General features: G+C 52.9%; 14 protein-coding genes. 8 read left to right on the top strand and 6 right to left on the bottom strand.

The genetic code is table 11. From position 1 onward, the window contains the following. Window positions 1-6: 6 nt before the first annotated feature. Window positions 7-918, bottom strand: a complete 912-nt coding sequence (locus JQC75_RS02675; RefSeq protein ID WP_203325963.1) for a LysR family transcriptional regulator — start codon at window positions 916-918, stop codon at window positions 7-9. A gap of 121 nt (window positions 919-1,039) precedes the next feature. Here JQC75_RS02675 and JQC75_RS02680 point away from each other — a divergent pair, with 121 nt between their 5' ends. The 6 genes from JQC75_RS02680 (at window position 1,040) to JQC75_RS02705 (ending at window position 12,538) form a co-directional block, all read left to right on the top strand. Then, a complete protein-coding gene (locus tag JQC75_RS02680; protein ID WP_203325964.1) occupies window positions 1,040-5,593 on the top strand; it encodes an ATP-binding protein in 4,554 nt (1,517 codons plus the stop codon). Between the two features lie 295 nt (window positions 5,594-5,888). Continuing rightward, window positions 5,889-7,136 carry a porin family protein gene (locus tag JQC75_RS02685; protein ID WP_203325965.1) on the top strand — a complete coding sequence of 416 codons (1,248 nt, stop codon included), beginning with the start codon at window positions 5,889-5,891 and terminating at the stop codon, window positions 7,134-7,136. A gap of 2 nt (window positions 7,137-7,138) precedes the next feature. Continuing rightward, complete coding sequence (locus tag JQC75_RS02690; protein WP_203325966.1) at window positions 7,139-7,567, top strand: type 2 periplasmic-binding domain-containing protein; 429 nt, start codon at window positions 7,139-7,141, stop codon at window positions 7,565-7,567. Then, window positions 7,557-9,155 (top strand): diguanylate cyclase domain-containing protein, encoded by a 1,599-nt coding sequence (locus JQC75_RS02695; protein ID WP_203325967.1) that lies wholly within the window; start codon window positions 7,557-7,559, stop codon window positions 9,153-9,155. The genes JQC75_RS02690 and JQC75_RS02695 overlap by 11 nt, the downstream gene beginning before the upstream one ends. Before the next feature lie 278 nt (window positions 9,156-9,433). Then, entirely contained in the window at window positions 9,434-11,524 is a 2,091-nt protein-coding gene (fusA, locus tag JQC75_RS02700) for an elongation factor G (RefSeq protein ID WP_203325968.1), read from the top strand. Between the two features lie 132 nt (window positions 11,525-11,656). Then, window positions 11,657-12,538, top strand: coding sequence for a universal stress protein (locus JQC75_RS02705; RefSeq protein WP_203325969.1), 882 nt, complete (start codon window positions 11,657-11,659; stop codon window positions 12,536-12,538). Here JQC75_RS02705 and JQC75_RS02710 read toward each other — a convergent pair. Next, a complete protein-coding gene (locus JQC75_RS02710) occupies window positions 12,492-13,400 on the bottom strand; it encodes a LysR family transcriptional regulator (protein ID WP_203325970.1) in 909 nt (302 codons plus the stop codon). The genes JQC75_RS02705 and JQC75_RS02710 overlap by 47 nt on opposite strands. A gap of 94 nt (window positions 13,401-13,494) precedes the next feature. On the opposite strand from JQC75_RS02710, the gene JQC75_RS18980 reads away from it, so the two are divergent. Next, window positions 13,495-13,626 (top strand): hypothetical protein, encoded by a 132-nt coding sequence (locus JQC75_RS18980; RefSeq protein ID WP_275403204.1) that lies wholly within the window; start codon window positions 13,495-13,497, stop codon window positions 13,624-13,626. A gap of 98 nt (window positions 13,627-13,724) precedes the next feature. On the opposite strand, the gene JQC75_RS02715 is transcribed toward JQC75_RS18980, so the two are convergent. The 4 genes from JQC75_RS02715 to JQC75_RS02730 all read right to left on the bottom strand — a co-directional run bounded on the left by JQC75_RS02715 (window position 13,725) and on the right by JQC75_RS02730 (window position 18,657). Beyond that, entirely contained in the window at window positions 13,725-14,483 is a 759-nt protein-coding gene (locus JQC75_RS02715) for a PepSY-associated TM helix domain-containing protein (protein ID WP_203325971.1), read from the bottom strand. Between the two features lie 3 nt (window positions 14,484-14,486). Continuing rightward, a complete protein-coding gene (locus JQC75_RS02720) occupies window positions 14,487-14,996 on the bottom strand; it encodes an FMN-binding protein (protein WP_203325972.1) in 510 nt (169 codons plus the stop codon). A gap of 54 nt (window positions 14,997-15,050) precedes the next feature. Beyond that, window positions 15,051-16,223 (bottom strand): porin, encoded by a 1,173-nt coding sequence (locus tag JQC75_RS02725; protein WP_203325973.1) that lies wholly within the window; start codon window positions 16,221-16,223, stop codon window positions 15,051-15,053. Window positions 16,224-16,482: 259 nt separating this feature from the next. Next, complete coding sequence (locus tag JQC75_RS02730) at window positions 16,483-18,657, bottom strand: TonB-dependent receptor family protein (RefSeq protein WP_203325974.1); 2,175 nt, start codon at window positions 18,655-18,657, stop codon at window positions 16,483-16,485. Window positions 18,658-18,916: 259 nt separating this feature from the next. Here JQC75_RS02730 and JQC75_RS02735 point away from each other — a divergent pair, with 259 nt between their 5' ends. After that, complete coding sequence (locus JQC75_RS02735; RefSeq protein WP_203325975.1) at window positions 18,917-19,618, top strand: DUF3581 domain-containing protein; 702 nt, start codon at window positions 18,917-18,919, stop codon at window positions 19,616-19,618. The last annotated feature ends 72 nt before the right edge of the window (window positions 19,619-19,690 follow it).

The following is a 19,690-nucleotide window of genomic DNA, read 5'->3' on the forward strand; positions in this document are numbered from 1 at the left end:
TGTGTCTTAGCCCATCATGCCAAGCAGGGATTCCTGACTGCCGAAGCGCTTGATAAAGAAGTCGAGAAACACACTGATGTTGGTAGCCAGCTGTTTGCGACTGGAATAGACTCCATACACCTTGAAGGGCTCCATGGGCCACTCGGGCAGTATGGGCAACAGGGCGCCGCTGGCGAGATCTTTCTTGCACTGGGCATGGGACAACATGGCAATACCAAAATCATCCAATGCCAATTGGCGCACCATCACGGCGCTGTTCACCCGCACCTTGCGATTGAAACTGACCATGGTTTTACGGCCGCCTTTACCCAGTGGCCAGATGGGGGCCGAGCGGGTGGTGCCAAGGAGAATGCCGGCATGTTGCCCAAGCTCTTTGGGGGTGGCGGGGGTGCCATGCTTTTTCAGATATCCGGGGCTTGCCACCAAAATGGGCTGACGCTCAAACAGCAATCTGGCCACATTGTCAGAGGGCTGCAGTGGGCCGTACTTGATGGCGATATCGTAGCCTTCACCCACCAGGCCCACATCCGAGTCAGTAAACTGCACGTCCAGTTCCACACTGGGATAGAGGCGCAAAAAACCGCTGCACAGATTGGCAATTAACTCCTGGCTGAATGAGACGGGGATGGCGATGCGCAGCGAGCCGGACACATCCGCGTGGGTGTGTTCAATCACCGCCTTGGCGGCCTCAAGCTCATTCACTATGGTTTCGCAGTGTTGATAGAAAAGGGTACCGACCTGGGTGAGGCTTAGATTGCGGCTGTCTCGCTGCAGCAGTCGTACGCCAAGTTCTTCTTCCAATTGAGCAACTTTACGACTAATGGTGGATTTTGGCATGCCAATATCGCGGGCCGCCTGGCTGAAACCCTGAGATCTGACCACTGCGGCAAATAGCGCCATCCCATTCAAATCTGGCATGTTTTTTCTATCGTCTCAAAAATGGAACAAAGCGTCCAAGGCAGTTTAATGGTATTTGCAAACCGAAGGAAGGTATATTTGATGGCTAAAAATTTTCAGAGGCTTAGCAGAGGATCTCTTAATGACCACCAACAAGCAGCCCAAAAACATGACTCAAGCACAAAAGCCTGATCCGCTGTTTCTGCAAGCGGAACATCTGGCAAAGGATTTTTCGCTGTTCCCTGAGCACAGCAAACAAAGTTTATCCGAGGAAATCAAAGGTCTGTTGGACGATGCTGCCATCCAGACTAACCTCAAATCACTGACAAAGCTGGATGTGGATGGCTATGTTGCCAAGGTCATTCAGCCAACCCAGGACAAAAACCGCCCCGGTGCCAAGCGTATTATTGCCGACTTAAAGGGTAAGGTCATTACAGAGACCCATATGGGCTCTTTCTACAGCGCTGAAGTGGACCTGAACTTTGGCAGCCGTACCCGTCGTATCGGTTTTGTTGCCCAGGAGCGTACCACCGCCAATGGTGCCTGGATGCCTGAGCATCACCTGGCGGCCTGTAAAGCAATTCGTCACTTCGCCGAATTGTCCATGCCTATTGTTTACCTCATCGACACACCCGGTGCGGATGCCGGTGAGATTGCCAACAGCAATAATCAGGCACACTCCATTTCCAAGGCCATTGCCGAGAGTGCCAACGTTGACGTGCCAACCGTGGGTATCGTGATTGGTGCCGGTTATTCCGGTGGTGCGATTCCACTGGCGGCGGCCAACATTCTGCTGTCGCTGCGTGATGGTATTTTCAACACCATTCAGCCTCAGGGCCTGCAAAGTATTGCCCGTAAGTACAACCTGTCCTGGCAGGAATGCGCCAAGTCTGTAGGTGTGTCCCCTGAGGAACTGTACAACGCAGGTTGCATCGATGGCATCATCGATTTCTCGCCGTCCGACCGTGACGAGCGTCAGCACAACCTGCGCCGCGCCATCATCAGCTCCATCGAAGCCGTTGAGCGCGCAGCTGTTAATTTCGTTAAAGAGTCCAAAGACCTGCGCGAGCACTACGAGCGCAGTTTGACCCGCTTCCTTAACCCTTCAAGCAGCCTCAAGGCGCTGGAAAGCACGGCCGACATGGCGGTGGCGAGCAGCCCCACCATGCATCTGAACCTCTTCGGCAGCGCCTACCGTTATCTGCGTTACCTGACACTGCGCAGCCGTATCCACTCCATCTCCATGGAGCAATATGGTCGTCTGTCCAAGGTGAGCGTGCCTGAGGGTGACTTGCTGGAGCGTATCCAGAAGGAGCAGGAAAAGGTATTCCAGGCCTGGTTGTCTGCCCCGGATAAAGTAGTTTACGACGAAGAGCTGTCCAAACTGTGGAACAACTTTGTCAACAAGCGTGCCGAGATCAGCACAGAGCGTAACATGCTGACCCGTTTGATTTTGGGTGAACCAAAAGAGAACTACAAAAAGGCCAAAAAAGCGCTGCTGTTCAACATCGGCTGGTCTTTGTACCACCGCTGGAAGGCCAATGCTGCCAACAACTTCAAGGGGCTTATTCACTATCTGGAAACCCTGCCTGCCGAGGTGACCGAGGCCAATTGGCCTGAGCTGAACAACCTCACAGTGCTGGATGTGGTGGTGAACAAAGAACTGCGCGAAGACTTTATTTGGCAGTGCTACAACATTCTCATTTTCAATGCCCTGTACGACAACGTGGTTGGCAGCCTGGCCTCTATCGCCAAAGAAGCCATGATGAGCAAGAGCCTGTCCCGGGCCTCGGTTGACAGCCTGCTGCACAAGGCCATTGACCGTGCCCTGTCGACTCAGGACATCGCCAACGACAAGAGCAAGTTCTACAAGTGGCTGAAGTACTTCATGTCTCAGTCAAACCGTGCCGAACTGCTGACCAAGACTGAGCAGTGGAAGAGCGTGGGTTTCCCACAGCTGAACGACTCGCTGTTCGTTATCCTCACTTACTTCTTCGAACGTCTGCTGCCCGAATACTTCGACAGTGAAGACGACACCGGCAAGTACACCGGCGCCATCAACCCTGTGCGTATCGGTCGTCGTAAAGACTTCTGGAACCGCCTGACTATGGGTTACCAGGATCTGCTGATCCAGAAGGTGCTCCGCGACGAGAAGAAAGCCGGCAAGATGACCTGGGAAAACGTCATCAATAAGTTCTTCACCAATTTTGATGAACTGAACGGCGACAAGATGACCGCCAACCTGCTTAACTTCCCCGGCTTCCGTCTGTCGATTGAAGACGCGCTGGACAAGGGCATACGTCCTTGCGGCCTTATTACAGGTACGGCTGACTTTGAGCACAAGGGTGCTTCACTCAAGGTGGGTATCGCCGTTTCCAACACCGCCTTCCAGGCCGGTGCTTTCGATATGGCTTCCGCCGAGAAGTTCTCTGCGCTGCTTATCGAGTGCGCCAAGCGCCATATGCCGGTTATCTGCTTTATCTCTTCCGGTGGTATGCAGACTAAAGAAGGCGCCGCAGCCCTGTTCTCCATGGCCGTGGTAAACGATCGTATCACCCGCTTTATCCGTGACAACGAACTGCCGGTACTGATGTTCGGTTTCGGTGACTGTACCGGTGGTGCCCAGGCATCCTTCGTGACTCACCCACTGGTGCAGACCTACTACCTGTCAGGCACCAACATGCCGTTCGCCGGTCAGATGGTGGTTCCTGCCTATCTGCCGTCCACCTCAACCCTGTCGAATTATCTGTCGAAGGTGCCGGGTGCCATGAATGGTCTGGTATATAACCCCTTCAGCGATACTCTGGACTCCCAGCTGGCCAGCATCGACCCTCTGATGCCAATGCCAACCCAGAAGATCGAAGAAGTCATCAAGGGTGCTCTGTCTACTCTGGTGCCTGAGGCTCAGGTAGTGGATGAAGAAATCCGTCAGGATGACCCCCGTGCCCTGATGAAGCCAATCGACAAGGTACTGGTACATGCCCGTGGCTGTACTGCGGTGAAGCTTATCCGTAAGGCTCACGACAACAACATCAACGTGGTGTTGGTTGCGTCCGACCCGGATATGACAGCCGTTCCGGCCGATATGTTGAAGGAAAACGACAAGCTGGTGTGTCTGGGTGGTAACACCTCAGACGAATCCTACCTGAACGCATACTCTGTGCTGAAAGTGGCTGAATACGAAAACGTAGACGCCCTGCACCCAGGTATCGGCTTCCTGTCTGAGAGTCCACAGTTTGCTGCCCTGTGCGTAAACAATGGCGTTAACTTCGTCGGTCCAAGCGTGCACTCAATGACCACCATGGGTAACAAGTCCAACGCAATCAAGACCTCTCAGGCGCAGAACGTCCCTGTGGTACCGGGTTCACACGGTATTCTGTCCAACGCCGAGCAGGCGGTGAACGTGGCCAGTGAAATCGGTTACCCAGTGCTGCTCAAAGCGGTACAAGGCGGCGGTGGTAAGGGTATCCAGGTGGTAAAACGCCCAGAGGATATGATCCCACTGTTTATGAAGACCTCTACCGAAGCGGCTGCCGCATTCGGTAACGGTGACCTGTACCTCGAGAAGTATGTGACCTCACTGCGTCACATCGAAGTGCAGCTGCTGCGCGACAAGTTTGGTAACGCCAAGGTATTGGGTCTGCGTGACTGCTCGGTACAGCGTAACAACCAGAAGGTAATTGAAGAGTCTGGTTCTACCATGCTGCCCCCTGAGCTGAAGCAGCAGGTGATGGCTTACACCAAGGCGCTGGGTGATGCCGTGGACTACATGGGCGCAGGTACAGTGGAGTTTATCTACAACCTGGATGCCAATGAAGTGTACTTCATGGAAATGAACACCCGTCTGCAGGTAGAACACCCTGTGACTGAGGCTACCTCGGGTATCGACATCGTTTCTGCCCAGTTTGACATTGCCGCGGGTCGTTCCATCGAAGATCTGGAGCCTCAGGAAATCGGTTACGCCATGGAAGTGCGTGTGACTGCCGAGAAGGCCGCTCTGGACAGCAACGGCGTGCTGCAACTGGTACCAAACCCTGGCAAGATCACCGAGTGCGTGATGCCAGAGCGTGACGATGTGGAAATTATCTCCATCGCCGCCGAAGGTAAGGAAGTATCGCCATACTACGACAGCCTGATTGCCCAGATCATCATCCGTGGTGAGTCACGTGAAGACGTGGTCACCAAGATGTACGACTACCTGGACAGCGTAGTGATTAAAGGTATTGCGACCAACATTCCGCTGCTTAAGCGAATCCTCAAGGATGCCACCTTCAACGAAGGTGTGTACGACACCAACTACCTGCCTCGTCTGATGGCGGAGCTGGATATCCCTGAGCTGATTGCCGAGATGGAAGCCGCTGCCGAAACCCAGGGTGTGGATACCGAGTCTCTGCGAGTGGGTGACTCCAACGAGCTGAAAGTACTGGCCCAGGGTGCTGGTATCTTCTATAGCTCGCCTGCTCCGGGTGAACCTGAGTTTGTCCGTGAAGGTGACATTGTGACCACCGACACCACTCTGGCGCTGACCGAAGCGATGAAGATGTTCTCCCAGGTCACTCTGGCGAGCTTCAACCGCAAGGGCGCTGTGCTCTATCCGGAAGATAAGAAGTACCGCATCGAGCGTATTCTGAATACCAACGGTCAACAGGTATCTCAGGGCGATCTGCTGTTTGTGGTCTCTCCGGTAGAAGACTGATAGCAATAATGCTGATACAGCATAGCCAGGATACGGGTACTTAAAGCCCGCCGAAAACCCGCCCCAGTGGCGGGTTTTTTATTTGTCTCCAACAAATAATGGTCACTGGCATGGTGAATACAGAACCCTGTTTCTAGGAATGTGTTACAAGGGTTTTTAATTATGGTTAAATTGGCTTTGGGGCAGGTCTTTCTTCCATCAAACCTGCCACTTTCAATAGGGCAATGATCATAAAAAGATTCTAAGCTGTTGGTAACGCGATAGATAAAACGCGCTATGGCTGGGGAGAGTAATTTTGCACAAATTCGTAACAGCAGGCCTTATCGGGCTGATGTTTGCGGGATGGGCACACGCGGAAACGGGAGTCAGGTTCAGTGGGTTTGGCAGCCTTGGCGCCATCTACAACGACAGTGACAATCTTGGCTTTCACCGCGATTACACTATGGATGCCGTGGGACAAGGTTGGTCCACCGCTGGTGATACCCTGCTTGGGTTACAGCTTAATGCCGAAATGTCGGGCAGCTTTGATGCTGTGGCTCAAATGGTCTTTAAAGACAGAGTCAGCAATAGGGTTTCGGATAACCTTGAGTGGTTGTTCCTGCGTTATCGCCCCAACAACAATTGGGCATTCAGGGCTGGCCGGTTAGGGCTCGATCTGTACATGCTCACCGAGTACAGGGATGTAGGCTATGCCTACTCCTGGGTTCGTCCCATTCCTGAGTTCTATAATCTCATCTCCTCTATCAGTCGCTATGAAGGTGCCGATGTGACATATCGGCGAGATATTGGCGAGCTTAATTTTGAGGCCAAAGCCGCCTTCGGTGAAACCGATATGGATCTGCAGGGGCCAGAACAAGGAGGCCTGTTCGCCCTGGACAATATTATGGCTCTGACACTGTCGCTGTCGGGTAACGACTGGTTGGTGAGGGCTGCTGCTGCGCAGGCTGATACGTCGGGAACCAATGCCGACACTGACATGCTGCTGGATGCCCTGCGCGCTGTACCCACAGCGGTTTGGCCTCAGGCCGGATTGCTGGCCCAGGACATCGCCTTTGACGACAAGCTTTCGCGGTACTACGCCCTTGGTTTCCAATACGATGATGGCCAGTGGATTGTGAAATCAGAGCTGGGTTACACCGAATCCGAATGGCGGTTATTGCAGCCCTATGCGTCGGGGTATCTCAGCATCGGGCGTCGATTCGACGACCTCACTCTTTACGGAGTATTTGCCCGGGTCGAAAACACCAAAGAAGCGCCCAGGATTGAGTTGCCTGAGTCACTTCCCTACTTGCCGGAGCCGGAAAAGGCCGCCTTGTTGGCACTGCATCAGGCTGCTCAATACAGCTATGAGGTATCAACACTGGCACAAAGCACTTATTCGTTGGGCCTTCGCTGGGATTTTTACGAAGACATGGCGTTAAAGCTGCAGTGGGATCACTCTGAGATAGACCCCAAGGGGTCGAGTCTTTGGGTGCGAAGCCATCCCATGGGCCACGACGACAGGGTCAATCTGTTTTCGGTTAACCTGAGCTTTACCTTCTGACTATGAAATTACTGATAATCAGTCTGATAGCTTGGTTACTTGCACACTCTCCAGTCAGAGCGGATGATGCTCTGTACGTGGTGGTGAATGCAACAAACGGCATTGAACGATTAAGTCATCATGAAGTCGTGGATATCTTCATGGGGCGTGACAGTACATTTCCAGATGGTAAAGATGTCACCGTCTTTGATAACAGCAGCGATATTGACACCAGAGCATTGTTTTACCGGCAGCTGGTCAATCGCAGTCTGGCACAGGTAAGCAGTTATTGGGCGCGGCTGCAGTTTTCTGCAAGGGTCACTCAGCCCAGAAAAATCGACCAGAGCTCTACCTTGCTTGAGTTGATGAACCGAACCCCTTCGGGCATTACCTTTGTCAGAAGCGCAGATCTGGATCCGGCATTAAAGGTGGTATACAAATTTGATCCCTAATCGCCAGAATCTATACGTCAAAGTTGCAGTTGCAATCGGGGGCGGCGCTTTTCTCGCAGCGGTCCTTGCCTGCCTGTATTTTTTTTGGGATGCCCGTGAAACCAAGCTCAAGGAAGTGACCAATCAACTTGGGCAAATCGCCTTAACGGTGCAAAAGACCGCGTCGGTGGCGCTGTACGTTAAGGACGTGGAGCTGGGCAAAGAAATCGTTGAAGGGCTTGAGGTCAATGATCTGGTGGCCGGCGCCTTGCTCACAGCAGACAGCGGTGACTGGGTCAGTTCCAGCGGGTATGCCGCTGATGACGTGCTCCAGGTGCTGGAGTTTGACATTCCCCATCCTTTCTTCGCGGGTGAAGTCCTGGGCAAGCTGAAGCTGCTGCCAAACACCCAATACATCCAATCAAGGGCAACCGAAGTCGCACTCAAACAAGCATGGATGCTGGCGCTGCAATCGGCACTTATCGCGCTGCTTGTTTCCCTGTTGGTACATAAAACCCTTACAGCCCCCTTGAATCGCCTGACCTCAAATTTTGAGAATATCAAGCCCGGTGACAATAACCCGCTCAGCGTACCCAAATACCATGCCCAGGATGAGATAGGCAGCCTGGTGCGGGGTATTAATCAACTGGTGGCCAACCTGAATCAGTCCATCGAAAAAGAGCGCAACCTGCGGCAGAAGACAGAATTGCTGGAGCGTAAATTCAGGCTCATTTTTGAGAGAGCAACAGCGGGTATTTGCCTGATTGATAAACAGAATCACGTTTTGGTGGTTAACGAAGCCTTCGAGCGCCTTTGTGGTACAGACTCCATTGATAATCAAACCTCCCTATGCCAGTGGTTTGAAGAAGAAGCTGAGTTGGATCGCTTCTTTAATGAACTGCGGGGCAATCTCAATCTCAATCATGTGGAGATGGAGCTGCAACTGCGAAGTCAGCAAACCGAGCAGTTAAAATGGGTTCATTGTCTGTTTTCCAAAGTGGAAGACAATGTCGGCGCCAGCAGCGAGATGCTTATTGAAGTGATGATGTATGACATCACTGAGCGAACTTATCGGGAGCGGATGATACGGTTTGAGGCTGAGCATGACCCCTTGACGCAGCTTAAAAATCGCCGCGCAGGTGAGCGCCTGTTACTGGAAATGATGCGAAAAACCGATCAAACCCGGGCGCTGATGGGGGTGTTGCTGATTGATCTGGATAAATTCAAACCTGTGAATGACATCTATGGCCACGAAGCCGGGGATGCGGTGCTGAAATCTGTGGCCGAACGTCTGATGAAGCTGGCTGGAAACGGCATTGTCATCCGGTGGGGCGGCGATGAGTTTCTGATTGGCATTTCCAATGTTGATAAGGATTACAACAAGCTGCGTGAACTTGCCCAGGAATTATTGATCCAGATAGCCAGGCCGGTAGCCATTCGCGGCAATCTTTCCTGTCAGGTCGGCGCCAGTGTGGGGATTGCCATTTACCCCCATCACGGCCATACCCTGGAGGCACTGCTGGAGGCGGCAGACGTGGCTATGTACGAGGTTAAAGATCAGGGGCAGGGGAGTTTTCGCTTTGGCAAGATTTCTTCCGGTGCGGCCTGAGTAAAAAAACCACCATAGCAACGGCAGCTTATGCCAGTGCCCGCGCAAAAAAACAGCGAATTTATTTAGCGAAGGCAAAGCGCTTTGAGGTTGATTTTTAACCGTTTTTGGTTGTGGTCACTCTGTAGCTGCTGTTTTGTCAGCTAAAAAATGTCTAAGCAGTTTGCGCCGGGCGCCCTTCCCAATTACAATATGCGCCTCAAATCCTGATGTGTGGTCTGCTGCTTTTTTGTGGCATACTCCGTCTACTTTTATAAACCAAGCAAAAAAGTTGAATCATGACCGATTTATCAAAATACAGAAACATTGGTATTTTCGCTCACGTTGACGCGGGTAAAACCACGACCACCGAGCGTATCCTCAAGCTGACCGGTAAAATCCACAAACTGGGCGAAGTTCACGATGGCGCTTCTACCATGGACTTCATGGATCAGGAAGCAGAGCGTGGTATTACCATTCAGTCTGCTGCCACCACCTGTTTCTGGAAAGGTCACCGCTTTAACGTAATCGACACCCCCGGTCACGTTGACTTCACAGTTGAAGTTTATCGTTCTCTGAAGGTTCTGGACGGCGGTATCGGTGTATTCTGCGGTAGCGGCGGTGTAGAACCACAATCAGAAACCAACTGGCGTTATGCCAACGAGTCTGAAGTAGCTCGTATCATCTTCGTAAACAAGCTGGACCGTATCGGTGCTGACTTCCTGCGCGTTGTTGGCCAGGTTAAGAAAGTTCTGGCTGCCAACCCGCTGGTTATGACTCTGCCTATCGGCCGTGAAGACGAGTTCACTGGTGTTGTAGACGTACTGAACCGTCAAGCTTTCGTGTGGGACGATTCTGGTCTGCCAGAAAACTACACCGTGACCGACGTTCCTGCTGACATGGTTGACCTGGTTGAAGAATACCGTGAAATGCTGGTTGAGACTGCCGTTGAGCAGGACGACGACCTGATGGAAGCTTACATGGAAGGTGAAGAGCCTTCTATCGAAGACCTGAAGCGTTGTATCCGTAAGGGTACCATCAACCTGTCTTTCTTCCCCACCTTCTGCGGCTCTGCGTTCAAGAACAAAGGTATGCAGCTGGTACTGGATGCAGTAGTTGACTACCTGCCTTCTCCAACTGAAGTTGAGCCACAGCCTCTGACTGACCCAGAAACTGGTGAAGACACTGGTAAGGTTGCTACCGTTTCTGTAGACGAGCCTTTCCGTGCTCTGGCGTTCAAGATCATGGATGACCGTTTCGGCGCCCTGACCTTCGTTCGTATCTACTCAGGTAAGCTGAAGAAGGGTGACACCATCCTGAACTCTGCTACCGGTAAAACTGAACGTATCGGCCGTATGGTTGAAATGCACGCCAACGATCGTAACGAAATCGACTCTGCCCAGGCTGGCGACATCATTGCCGTTGTAGGTATGAAGAACGTTCAGACCGGTCACACCCTGTGTGATCCTAAGCACGAGTGTACTCTCGAGCCTATGATCTTCCCAACGCCTGTAATCTCTATCGCCGTGACTCCTAAGGACAAAGGCGCTTCTGAGAAGCTGGGTGTTGCTCTGGGTAAGATGGTTGCTGAAGATCCATCATTCCAGGTTGAAACCGACCAGGAAACCGGTGACACCATCCTGAAAGGTATGGGTGAACTGCACCTGGACATCAAGGTAGACATCCTGAAGCGTACTTTCGGCGTTGAGCTGACTGTAGGTGCTCCACAGGTGGCCTACCGTGAAACCATCACTGCCGCCATCGAAGACAGCTACACTCACAAGAAGCAGTCTGGTGGTTCTGGTCAGTACGGTAAGATTGACTACCGCATCCGTCCTGGTGAGCCAGGTACCGGCTTCACCTTCAAGTCTGCCGTAGTAGGTGGTAACGTTCCTCGTGAATTCTGGCCCGCCGTTGAGTCTGGCTTCGAAGAAATGATGAGCCAAGGTCCTCTGGCTGGCTTCCCAGTACTGGACGTTGAAGTTGAGCTGTTCGACGGTGCTTACCACGCAGTTGACTCCTCTGCCATCGCGTTCGAAATCGCCGCTAAAGGTGCATTCCGTCAGTCTATGCCTAAGGCCAAGCCACAGCTGCTCGAGCCTATCATGAAGGTTGACGTGTTCACTCCAGACGATCACGTAGGTGACGTAATCGGTGACCTGAACCGTCGTCGCGGCATGATCAAGGATCAGGAAGCTGGTCTGACTGGTGTACGCGTTAAGGCAGATGTACCGCTGGCCGAAATGTTCGGTTACATCGGTCACCTGCGTACCATGACCTCTGGTCGTGGTCAGTTCTCCATGGAGTTCTCTCACTACAACCCATGTCCAGCCAACGTAGCTGAGACTGTGATTGCAGAGACCAAGGCCAAGAACGCTGCCAAGAAGTAATTAATACTTCGGTCCATAAAAACCCGCCCAAATGGCGGGTTTTTTTATGCCTGTAATTTGGGTTATTCAGTTTGAATCAAGCATGGCGGCCTAAACTGGTATCTAAAGACCCTATTTAAAGGAGGGATTTCTATGAGCAAGGTCTTTGTGATTGCCGGACAGGACGGCCAATCATCCACTACATTGCAAACGGCGCTGGAAATCGCCGATGCATTGGCGCTTACACCCAAGGTATACGCCTATGGGCATGCCTATTTTTCCGGTGCCGAATACTACAATCCCCGCCTTGCAGGCGCTGCGAGACAAAAGATACTCGCTTGTCTCAACGATGAACTGACCGCAATCCTCTCTGAACTGCAAAGGCCGGATGTGGCCCATGAGGCCGTGTGGAGTAAGCGTTTGCATGAGCATGCGCTTCCCTGCGCTGCCAGCGAAGGCTATTCGATGATGATAAAGGGTATAGAAGGCGCCGAATCACCTGAGCCCGAAGATTGGCAGCTTATAAGGCATACCAAGGTGCCGCTGATGCTGCTCACCGCCAATCCCCTTGCGCGGGGGCGGCTGGTACTGATGGCCGTGGACCTGGATGCGACCAGTGAGGATAAGAAGCTCCTTAACCGGCTGGTGCTGGAGCGAGGACGGCATCTTGCCAATGCGCTGAATCTGCCATTACACCTGGCTTGCGTTGTACGGGTGCCCCAAGTTCTGCGGGAGCTCGACATTACTACCCCCCACGAAATCCTCATTGCTGCCCATGAAAAGCATCGGGATACCCTGTCGCAATTTGATCTGCCAACCGAACAGATCCATTTGGTTACGGGAGACCCTGCCCAGTGCCTCTATCAGCTCAGCAGCAGCTTAAAAGCCAAGTACCTTGTGATAGGGGCGCGGCAACGGGAGGGCATATTCGGCGCCACTATTGGCAGCACCGCAGAGCAGCTGATCCATAAGGTAAGGTGCAATTTGCTTATTTTGCCGCCGGATCCCCAGTGGCTTGGCCCCTGTCACGACTGAGAGCCAAAAAAGCGGCCGCAGCGGGGGTAAGATGCAGATGGCTGCGCCATATGAGCGCCAGATCCCAGGTGTGGCCGCCACTCAATGGCCTGAAACACAATACTTTATCAGTTAACTTTTCACAGATGGGGGCGGGCAATATGGCCAGCCCCATATTGGCTTCCACCATGCTCGCCAAAAAATCCCACTGGCCACTGCGATAGGCCACATTCAGCTCTACTCCGGCGTTTCTTGCCAGGCTGTCGAGCAGCTTTGCCAGCGCAAAATCCTGGTTGTACATGATAAAGGGATGGGAGCCAAAGTCGCGCCAGTCGAGGGCGGCTTTTTCTGCCAGCTTGTGGCCTGCCGGCAGGCATGCCAGCAGCGGATAAGCGGTCAGCGGCTGGGCGGTTAACTCATCGGCGTGGGTTGCGGGCAGAGCGGTAAAGGCAATATCCAGATTGTTTGCCAGCAGTGCCTTTTCACAGCCGAAGCCGCCGTATTCGAACATCTCCAATCTGACTCCGGGATACCTGGCACGAAAGGCGGTAAGGAGTTCAATCACCAGGCTGCTCATCATGGGGCACACACCAAGGCGTAAGTATCCCCGTTGTACCCCGCGAAGGTTTGCTAAATCTTCTTCCAGCAGATGCCATTGCCCGAGGATTTCTCTCGCGTGTTCAAGCAAGAGTTCGCCCGCTTGGGTCAGCGACAGCTTTTGATTGTTGCGGATGATAAGCTGCTGCTGCCAATGGTCTTCCAGTCGTTGCAGCATCTTGCTCAGTGTGGGTTGAGTCAGGTGCAGTTTTTCGGCAGCGCGGGTAAAACTGCCGGTCTCGGCAAGGGTTACAAAACAGTGCAAGTTCTTGATTGGAATGTTCATGCCAATATGGAATGGAAGTGATGGAATAGATTCATTTTACTTATTTATGGCCGGGAGATACCTTGAGCGGCATCTCAGCTTTGGAGGAATTTTGATGAAAGCCTATCGCAGTATGTGGGTCAGCAGTATGTGGATGACAGCAACGCCTGCCCCTGATACGCAGGAAGCCGTTAAGCCTTCACTGTGGCGTCGCTGGTTTGCGCGTCCGGCAAAGGTTGCATCCTGACCCCTCAACCCCATTTCATTGCCTCAATTGGGTTACCGTGCTTTAGCCCAGTTGCTTTACCCGGCTTATGCCGGGTCTTTTTTTATCTGCGGCGGGATTTATTTGCGTTTGGGTTGCTGGCTTATCCAGATGTAGAGGCCGCTCAAAGACAAAAATACAAAGCCAAGGGCGAGCAGATCCCAAAGCCAGACACCCCACTGGCCGAATATCCGGCCGGCATGCAAATCGAGCAATACCCGTTCCCAGTGCAGGTGTGCGCTGCGGGCATCCTCGAGCAATTGGCGCTCAGCGGCCTTGCCTTCAAGCCAATGCAATGGTGCAAATGACGTCGTACTTTGCCATTCAATCAGGTCTTCATCCGCAAGATATTGGCCATTCTGGCCACTCAGCCACAGCTGAGATTCGCCTTCGATGGCCATGGCCTTGAGCGGTACCGGTAGCCCCGTGGCTTTATTCTGGGTTTCTATCAGCTGGCCATCACCATTCAGGAGATACAGGTTTTCGGCATCAATGGCGATGGTTTGATTGCGCCATTGGGTGGCGGCGATGAGGGGGTGCTTGGCCTCCAGCACCATGGTGCCTTGGTGCCACAGCAAATTATCTGTGATGCCATAGTCACCAAATTGGCCACTGTGGGAGGGAAGCGGGATACCGTAATAGTCCAACAGCCAGGGGAGTCGAACCCTGGCTTGGGTAAGCCCTGTGTCGGCTGCGTGATTTATCAGTATGCCGGTGACTGTCAGCAGTAACAGAAACAGGCCACCAACAATACCTATGCGTCTGTGCCAGGGGCGGATTTGTTTACGCAGCCGGTGGCCGAGCTGTTTACCGGCAGTATTCGAAAGGCGTCGAGTCATCCGTTATGGGGTCTTTTGCACGGCAGCATCCAGATACAGGGCTATCCGGGACAACTTGGTCAGGGCTCTCACCGACAGGGTTGCCCCTGTAATGCCATCGATGCTGCGATCCAGTTCAAGGGAGGGCGTCAGTGTCGCCGATTTGAATTGGTTGGTAAAGAAATCATGCCTGACCTCATCACCGCGACTTTCCCGGTATACCAGTACCTTGGTTTTGACTATCTGTTGGTTGGCGATGTGGATACCGACTGTGATGGGAGATTCTTTACCAATTTCATCCAGGATCCACACTGTCTGCGCCCCATCGCGCCAGTAGCGCACCCTGAGTTTGTTGTAAGCATGGGCAAGAATGGATTCGATGTTGGCCTTTTGGACATCATCCAGCCATAACACGCTGGCTTTGGGCACGGCACCCAGCGCATCGGCGATAAAGCCTTCATTACTCTGAAAGCTGGTTTCGGCATGTCCCATCAAGGGCCAACAGGCCAGCAGGGCCAGCAGGTATTTCTTCATGGTTGTCTGTTCACTCAGGTAAAAGGGGGCTAACGCCCCCTCTATCTACTTGCATTAGAACTGGTAGCCAACACCGAGGTTGAAGCCATCGGCATCCAGGGAACCGCTCTGCTTCTCGTAGTCGGCCTTGAATACCACATTCTCATGCAACCAGTAGTTAACCCCAACACTGGTCAGCTTCTTGGTGGTATCGGCATCGTTACCGGCTTCGTTATCCCACTCGTTGTAACGGGCGAAAACACCAAAGCTGTCGTTGAAACGGTAAGACGGCTCTACGTACCAACCTTTTTGGCTATCGCGGCCAAGCAGTTCGGCTTCGATGCCATCAATGTTCCACTGAGCATAAAGCGCCTTGATGGTAAAACCGCCGATGCTGTAGATACCATGGGCTTCGAGCAGGGTAGCAGAGGCTTCGTCTACGCCGTCTTTACCCTGGGTCAGGTCACTTTGGTACTGGGCGCTGGCGGCCAGTTCCAGTCCGGCAATGCCGGTGTATTTCACGCGGCCGGTGTAAGCCAGGGCGTCAGCATTGGCGTTGGACACTTTTTGACGACCACTGCGGATGTTGTAATCATCTTTAACCTTGAGGCCGGAAGTGATAGCAGCATCAAATGCCAGTCCGGGGGCGGCTTTCAGATTGACTGCCAGCCCGCCTTCCCACCAGGTGCTTGGTACAATGTTGGACTCAACAGGGTTACGCTCAACGCCATAGAAGGTGTTGGGTTCGTGGGTTTCGTTGATGATGCCAACTGGCATCAGGAACAAGCCGGCCTTACCTGTGATGGCGTCGGTAAAGTCGTGCTCAATGTAAGCCTGTTCCAGCTCAACTTCGCCTTTTTTACCTTCGCCTGCCAGAGAGTGTTCCAGTTCCAGCTCAGAGAAGAAGCGGGTCTTGTTGGTGAACTCATGGCCAAAGAACAGCACGAAACGGTGGAAGTCCATTTCGGTTTTGTCTTTGCTGTGGTCTAAGTTGTTGTCGATGTTGTTGTAGTGCAGTTCACCGTAGCCGCCGATGGTGGTGGCGCTCTTGGCGCTGGCGTTGGCTTCTGCGGCATCGGCAGTCTGCTCAACACGCTTCTCGGTTTCTTCCAGGCGTTTTTCCAGATCTTTCAGAACCTGCTGTTGCTGTTCAATCACTTTACGCAGTTCGGCGGTTTCGTCAGAAGCAATGGCACCGTGGCTGGCGAACAACCCCAGCAGAGCGCTGGCGATCAGAGTCTTTTTCATCATTTCCCTTTCCCGTTTTATTATCTGAGGGTTAGTAATTGGAGCGGATTCTAACAATTGATTTAATAAATGCAAACGATTCGTATTGGGATTAATGATCCAGATCAAAAAACGTAAAGCTAAAGTAAAGTGGCTTGATTTATAATGATTTTTGTCTTGCCCGCGATTAATAATCAATTAATTGATTTTTAAGGTTTAATTTAGAGGCATGAAAAAGGCGGCCTAATTAAAGCCGCCTTTAGAATATCAAAGAATATATTTAGAACTTATAAGAATATCCTACCGTAATGCTTCTGGGTTTGCCAGAAAACACCGAGCCATGGGCGCGGGTTGTCATATAGGTTTCATCCAGCAGGTTATCCAGGGTCAGGTACACTTCCTGTTGCTTATCAATAAAGTAGCGGCCTGACAGATCAACCAGCGTCCTGGCTGCAATCAGGTCGTCGTCGGCAATCTCGCCCTGACCTGCGGTGGCGCGCATATCAGAGGTGTAGCGGCCAGCCAGTGTCAGCTCCCAATTTTCAGCGTTGATACCAGCGCTCAGGTACAGCTGATGCTTGGGGGTGTAGCTGAACTCATCACCCACCTGCACCGCGCCCCAGGTCTCAAACTCAGATTCGAAGCTGTTTTGGAATTCGGTGCTGGTGTAGGTGTAGGCCAGTTTTACCGGGAAGCTCAGAGAGCCTTCGGTGTTGAACTGGTGGCCAGCTGACAATTCCAGCCCTTTCACAACTACTTCGCCGGCGTTGTACTGATTGTCCAGTTTATCTTCATCACAGCCCTGGGCGGCAGTGCAGTTGCCGTGCATGTTGCTGTAATCGCCGTAAAAAGCGATGGCCTCGGCGTTGAAGTTGCCATTCACAAAGCGCGCGCCTGCCTCGTAGTTCCAGCTTTCTTCTTCCTGGCCTTCGGTGTTACCCGGAGCGGCGGGGGCAAAGCCCTTTTGCACGCCGGCCAGCAGCAGGGTGTTATCGGTCAGCTGCCAGGTGGCAGACAAGGACGGCAGCAGGGCAGAGAAGCTGTTTTCCTTGAAGGCTCCCGCACCATTACGGCCCGGGTTGGTCTTGCCCCAGTCTTCACGCTCTACGGTGACATCTTCATAGCGCACACCGGCGGTGAGGGTGAAGGCGCCAAGAGTTAACCTGTCCTGGATGTATGCTGACAGGGCTTTTGCACTGTCGATACGGTTGGAGTCAGTCCCCGGTACACCGGCCTTGGTCAGGCTCATCTGCTGATTGACATCCAGGCTGTAGGTGTCGGCCCACTGGAATCTGTCCATCTCGTCCTGATGCAGGCGCACACCGATATCCAGCTGGTGATCGCCAAGTAGCAAACCCAGCTCGGTCTGGATTCCCTGCGACAGATAACCACGGTTATTGGCCTTCACACTGACATCAATCGCTCCTGCCGGGTTGGCGTCGAAGGCACTGGCGGCGTCAATGCCACCCTTGGACAGGCTCTTGCCATCCACCTTGTCTGCCTTGTACCAGTTACGTTTAAAGTCATTGTAATAGGCCGTGGTGGCGAGGCTCACCGAACCGCTGAAGTCGATGATATGACTCAGTTGCAGCTGCTTGTGCTCTGTGGTCATTTCATCTTTTTGAGACGCAGAATAACGGCTGAATGGCTTGGCAGCGTAGTCGGCATCGGTCAGACCCATATAGGTCTCGTCAGAGACTTCATCGGCATACTTGAGTTTGAGCTCCAGACGCTGGGCGTATTTGGCATCTTTGGCGCTGTCGATGGCGACCTTGGCCAGCACATCATTTTTCACAAAGCCGGTATCACCGCCCACGCCGTTGATGTCGCGAAAGCCATCGGCCTGATAGCGATAAACCTCGGTAACGGCACCAATGCGCTCACCCTGACCACCGGCGTGGGCGTGTAGCTTGCCATAGCCGTCCTGACCCAGGGCAACGTCCAGGCCGCCTGCTAGCTCTGCATCAGGAATTTGGCGGGACACCATGTTTATCACGCCGCCTGTGGTGCGTGGGCCGTATTTCACGGTAGAAGAGCCTTTGAGTACTTCAATCTGCTGCATGCGGCCCGAGGTCGGGAAGTAATAGGCCGCCGGTGACGCATAGGGCGCCGGTGCTGCCAGCACACCATCTTCCATCACGGTGATTTTTTCTGAGCGGTTCTGACCCGTGCCACGCATACCCAGATTAGGGCGCAGACCATAGCCTTCTTCTTCCTGAATATAGACACCGGGCACCGACGCCAGGGTGCGCATAATGTCGGAATACTTGAAGGTATCCAGCTCTTCCTGACTCAGCTGATGGGCGCTGCCCGGCACCGTGTTAATGGGATTCTTTTTACCGAAGATGCTGATTTGCTCGATGTCGGCATTGGCGGTTGCAGTGGCGGCGAAGCTTGCCAGCAGGGCGCTGGACAGCAGGCTCAGCCTGATGGCTGGTTTGGCGATGGTGGTCATGGTTTCTCCCTGTTGTCGATAATGACAATGGTTATCATTTGCGTCGAGAGGTTAGGGGAAAGTGCTTAAGGCTAACTTAATTTCCATTGTCTTTACTTTTGTAATAAAAAGGTTAATCCGCACGGGCGGAGTGCTTTGGTCATGGCCGTAGGACGCTTATTTTATCGACGCAAGTCATCGGGTGAGTTATTTCAACGATTTGATGTAGACTTCTTGGCCTAAAAAACGACATCACAAGAATTCAGGTTAATTACTGCCTATGTTTCTCGAGCAATTTTTTAATCAAGCAGATGAAACTGTAACGATTTCTCCTTTTCAGGCCAGCGAGTTTGCCAAGCGGGTCGCGGAGGACTTCAACCCCATTCACGACGAAGGTGCCAAGCGTTTTTGTGTACCCGGCGATCTCTTGTTTGCGTTGGTACTCAGTCACTACGGCCTGAGCCAGAAGATGCAGTTCAAGTTCGAGGGCATGGTGGGGGAGGGCGTGAGCCTGAACTTCCCGACCGAGGTGGGCGACAACTTCCCTATCTGCGACAGCCGCGACAAGACCTATCTCAGCGTCAGCCGTCAGGGCGAGGTGAGTCGCTGTGAAACCCAAATCGAGTCCTTCGTGCGCAGCTACGTGTCTTTCTCCGGGCTTAACTTCATCCATGTGCTGGTGCCCATGATGCTTGAGCATGGGGTGATGATTAACCCGGATCGCCCGCTGGTGATTTACGAGAGCATGGCATTCGATTTAACCACCCTCAAGTTTGAAAAAGTCTCGCTGGAACTCAGCGATGCCCGTCTCAGTGTGGATGGCAAGCGCGGTGATGTCACCCTGGAATTTGCCCTTATCAGCGAAGGCAAGCAGGTAGGAACCGGGGTGAAGACCCTGGTAATGAGTGGCCTGCGTGAGCTCGATGAAACAGCCCTCAGTGGCATGGCTCACTTCTATGAAGAGCGCCGCGCAACACTTTAATGTGCCGCTTGGCTCAAATTCCCGCCAAACAGTGCGCAAAGCCTGATATGGCGGCGCTTCAAGGCCCCGTGT

Source organism: Shewanella litorisediminis, assembly GCF_016834455.1.
GTDB classification, from domain to species: domain Bacteria; phylum Pseudomonadota; class Gammaproteobacteria; order Enterobacterales; family Shewanellaceae; genus Shewanella; species Shewanella litorisediminis.

Excerpts from the sequence above, each read along its gene's own strand:
- JQC75_RS02680 (WP_203325964.1), top strand. The coding sequence starts at position 1,040 with ATGACCACCAACAAGCAGCCCAAAAACATGACTCAAGCACAAAAGCCT.
- JQC75_RS02675 (WP_203325963.1), bottom strand. The coding sequence starts at position 918 with ATGCCAGATTTGAATGGGATGGCGCTATTTGCCGCAGTGGTCAGATCT.
- JQC75_RS02715 (WP_203325971.1), bottom strand. The coding sequence starts at position 14,483 with ATGACTCGACGCCTTTCGAATACTGCCGGTAAACAGCTCGGCCACCGG.
- JQC75_RS02690 (WP_203325966.1), top strand. The coding sequence starts at position 7,139 with ATGAAATTACTGATAATCAGTCTGATAGCTTGGTTACTTGCACACTCT.
- JQC75_RS02710 (WP_203325970.1), bottom strand. The coding sequence starts at position 13,400 with ATGAACATTCCAATCAAGAACTTGCACTGTTTTGTAACCCTTGCCGAG.
- JQC75_RS18980 (WP_275403204.1), top strand. The coding sequence starts at position 13,495 with ATGAAAGCCTATCGCAGTATGTGGGTCAGCAGTATGTGGATGACAGCA.
- JQC75_RS02720 (WP_203325972.1), bottom strand. The coding sequence starts at position 14,996 with ATGAAGAAATACCTGCTGGCCCTGCTGGCCTGTTGGCCCTTGATGGGA.
- JQC75_RS02730 (WP_203325974.1), bottom strand. The coding sequence starts at position 18,657 with ATGACCACCATCGCCAAACCAGCCATCAGGCTGAGCCTGCTGTCCAGC.
- fusA (WP_203325968.1), top strand. The coding sequence starts at position 9,434 with ATGACCGATTTATCAAAATACAGAAACATTGGTATTTTCGCTCACGTT.
- JQC75_RS02705 (WP_203325969.1), top strand. The coding sequence starts at position 11,657 with ATGAGCAAGGTCTTTGTGATTGCCGGACAGGACGGCCAATCATCCACT.
- JQC75_RS02725 (WP_203325973.1), bottom strand. The coding sequence starts at position 16,223 with ATGAAAAAGACTCTGATCGCCAGCGCTCTGCTGGGGTTGTTCGCCAGC.
- JQC75_RS02735 (WP_203325975.1), top strand. The coding sequence starts at position 18,917 with ATGTTTCTCGAGCAATTTTTTAATCAAGCAGATGAAACTGTAACGATT.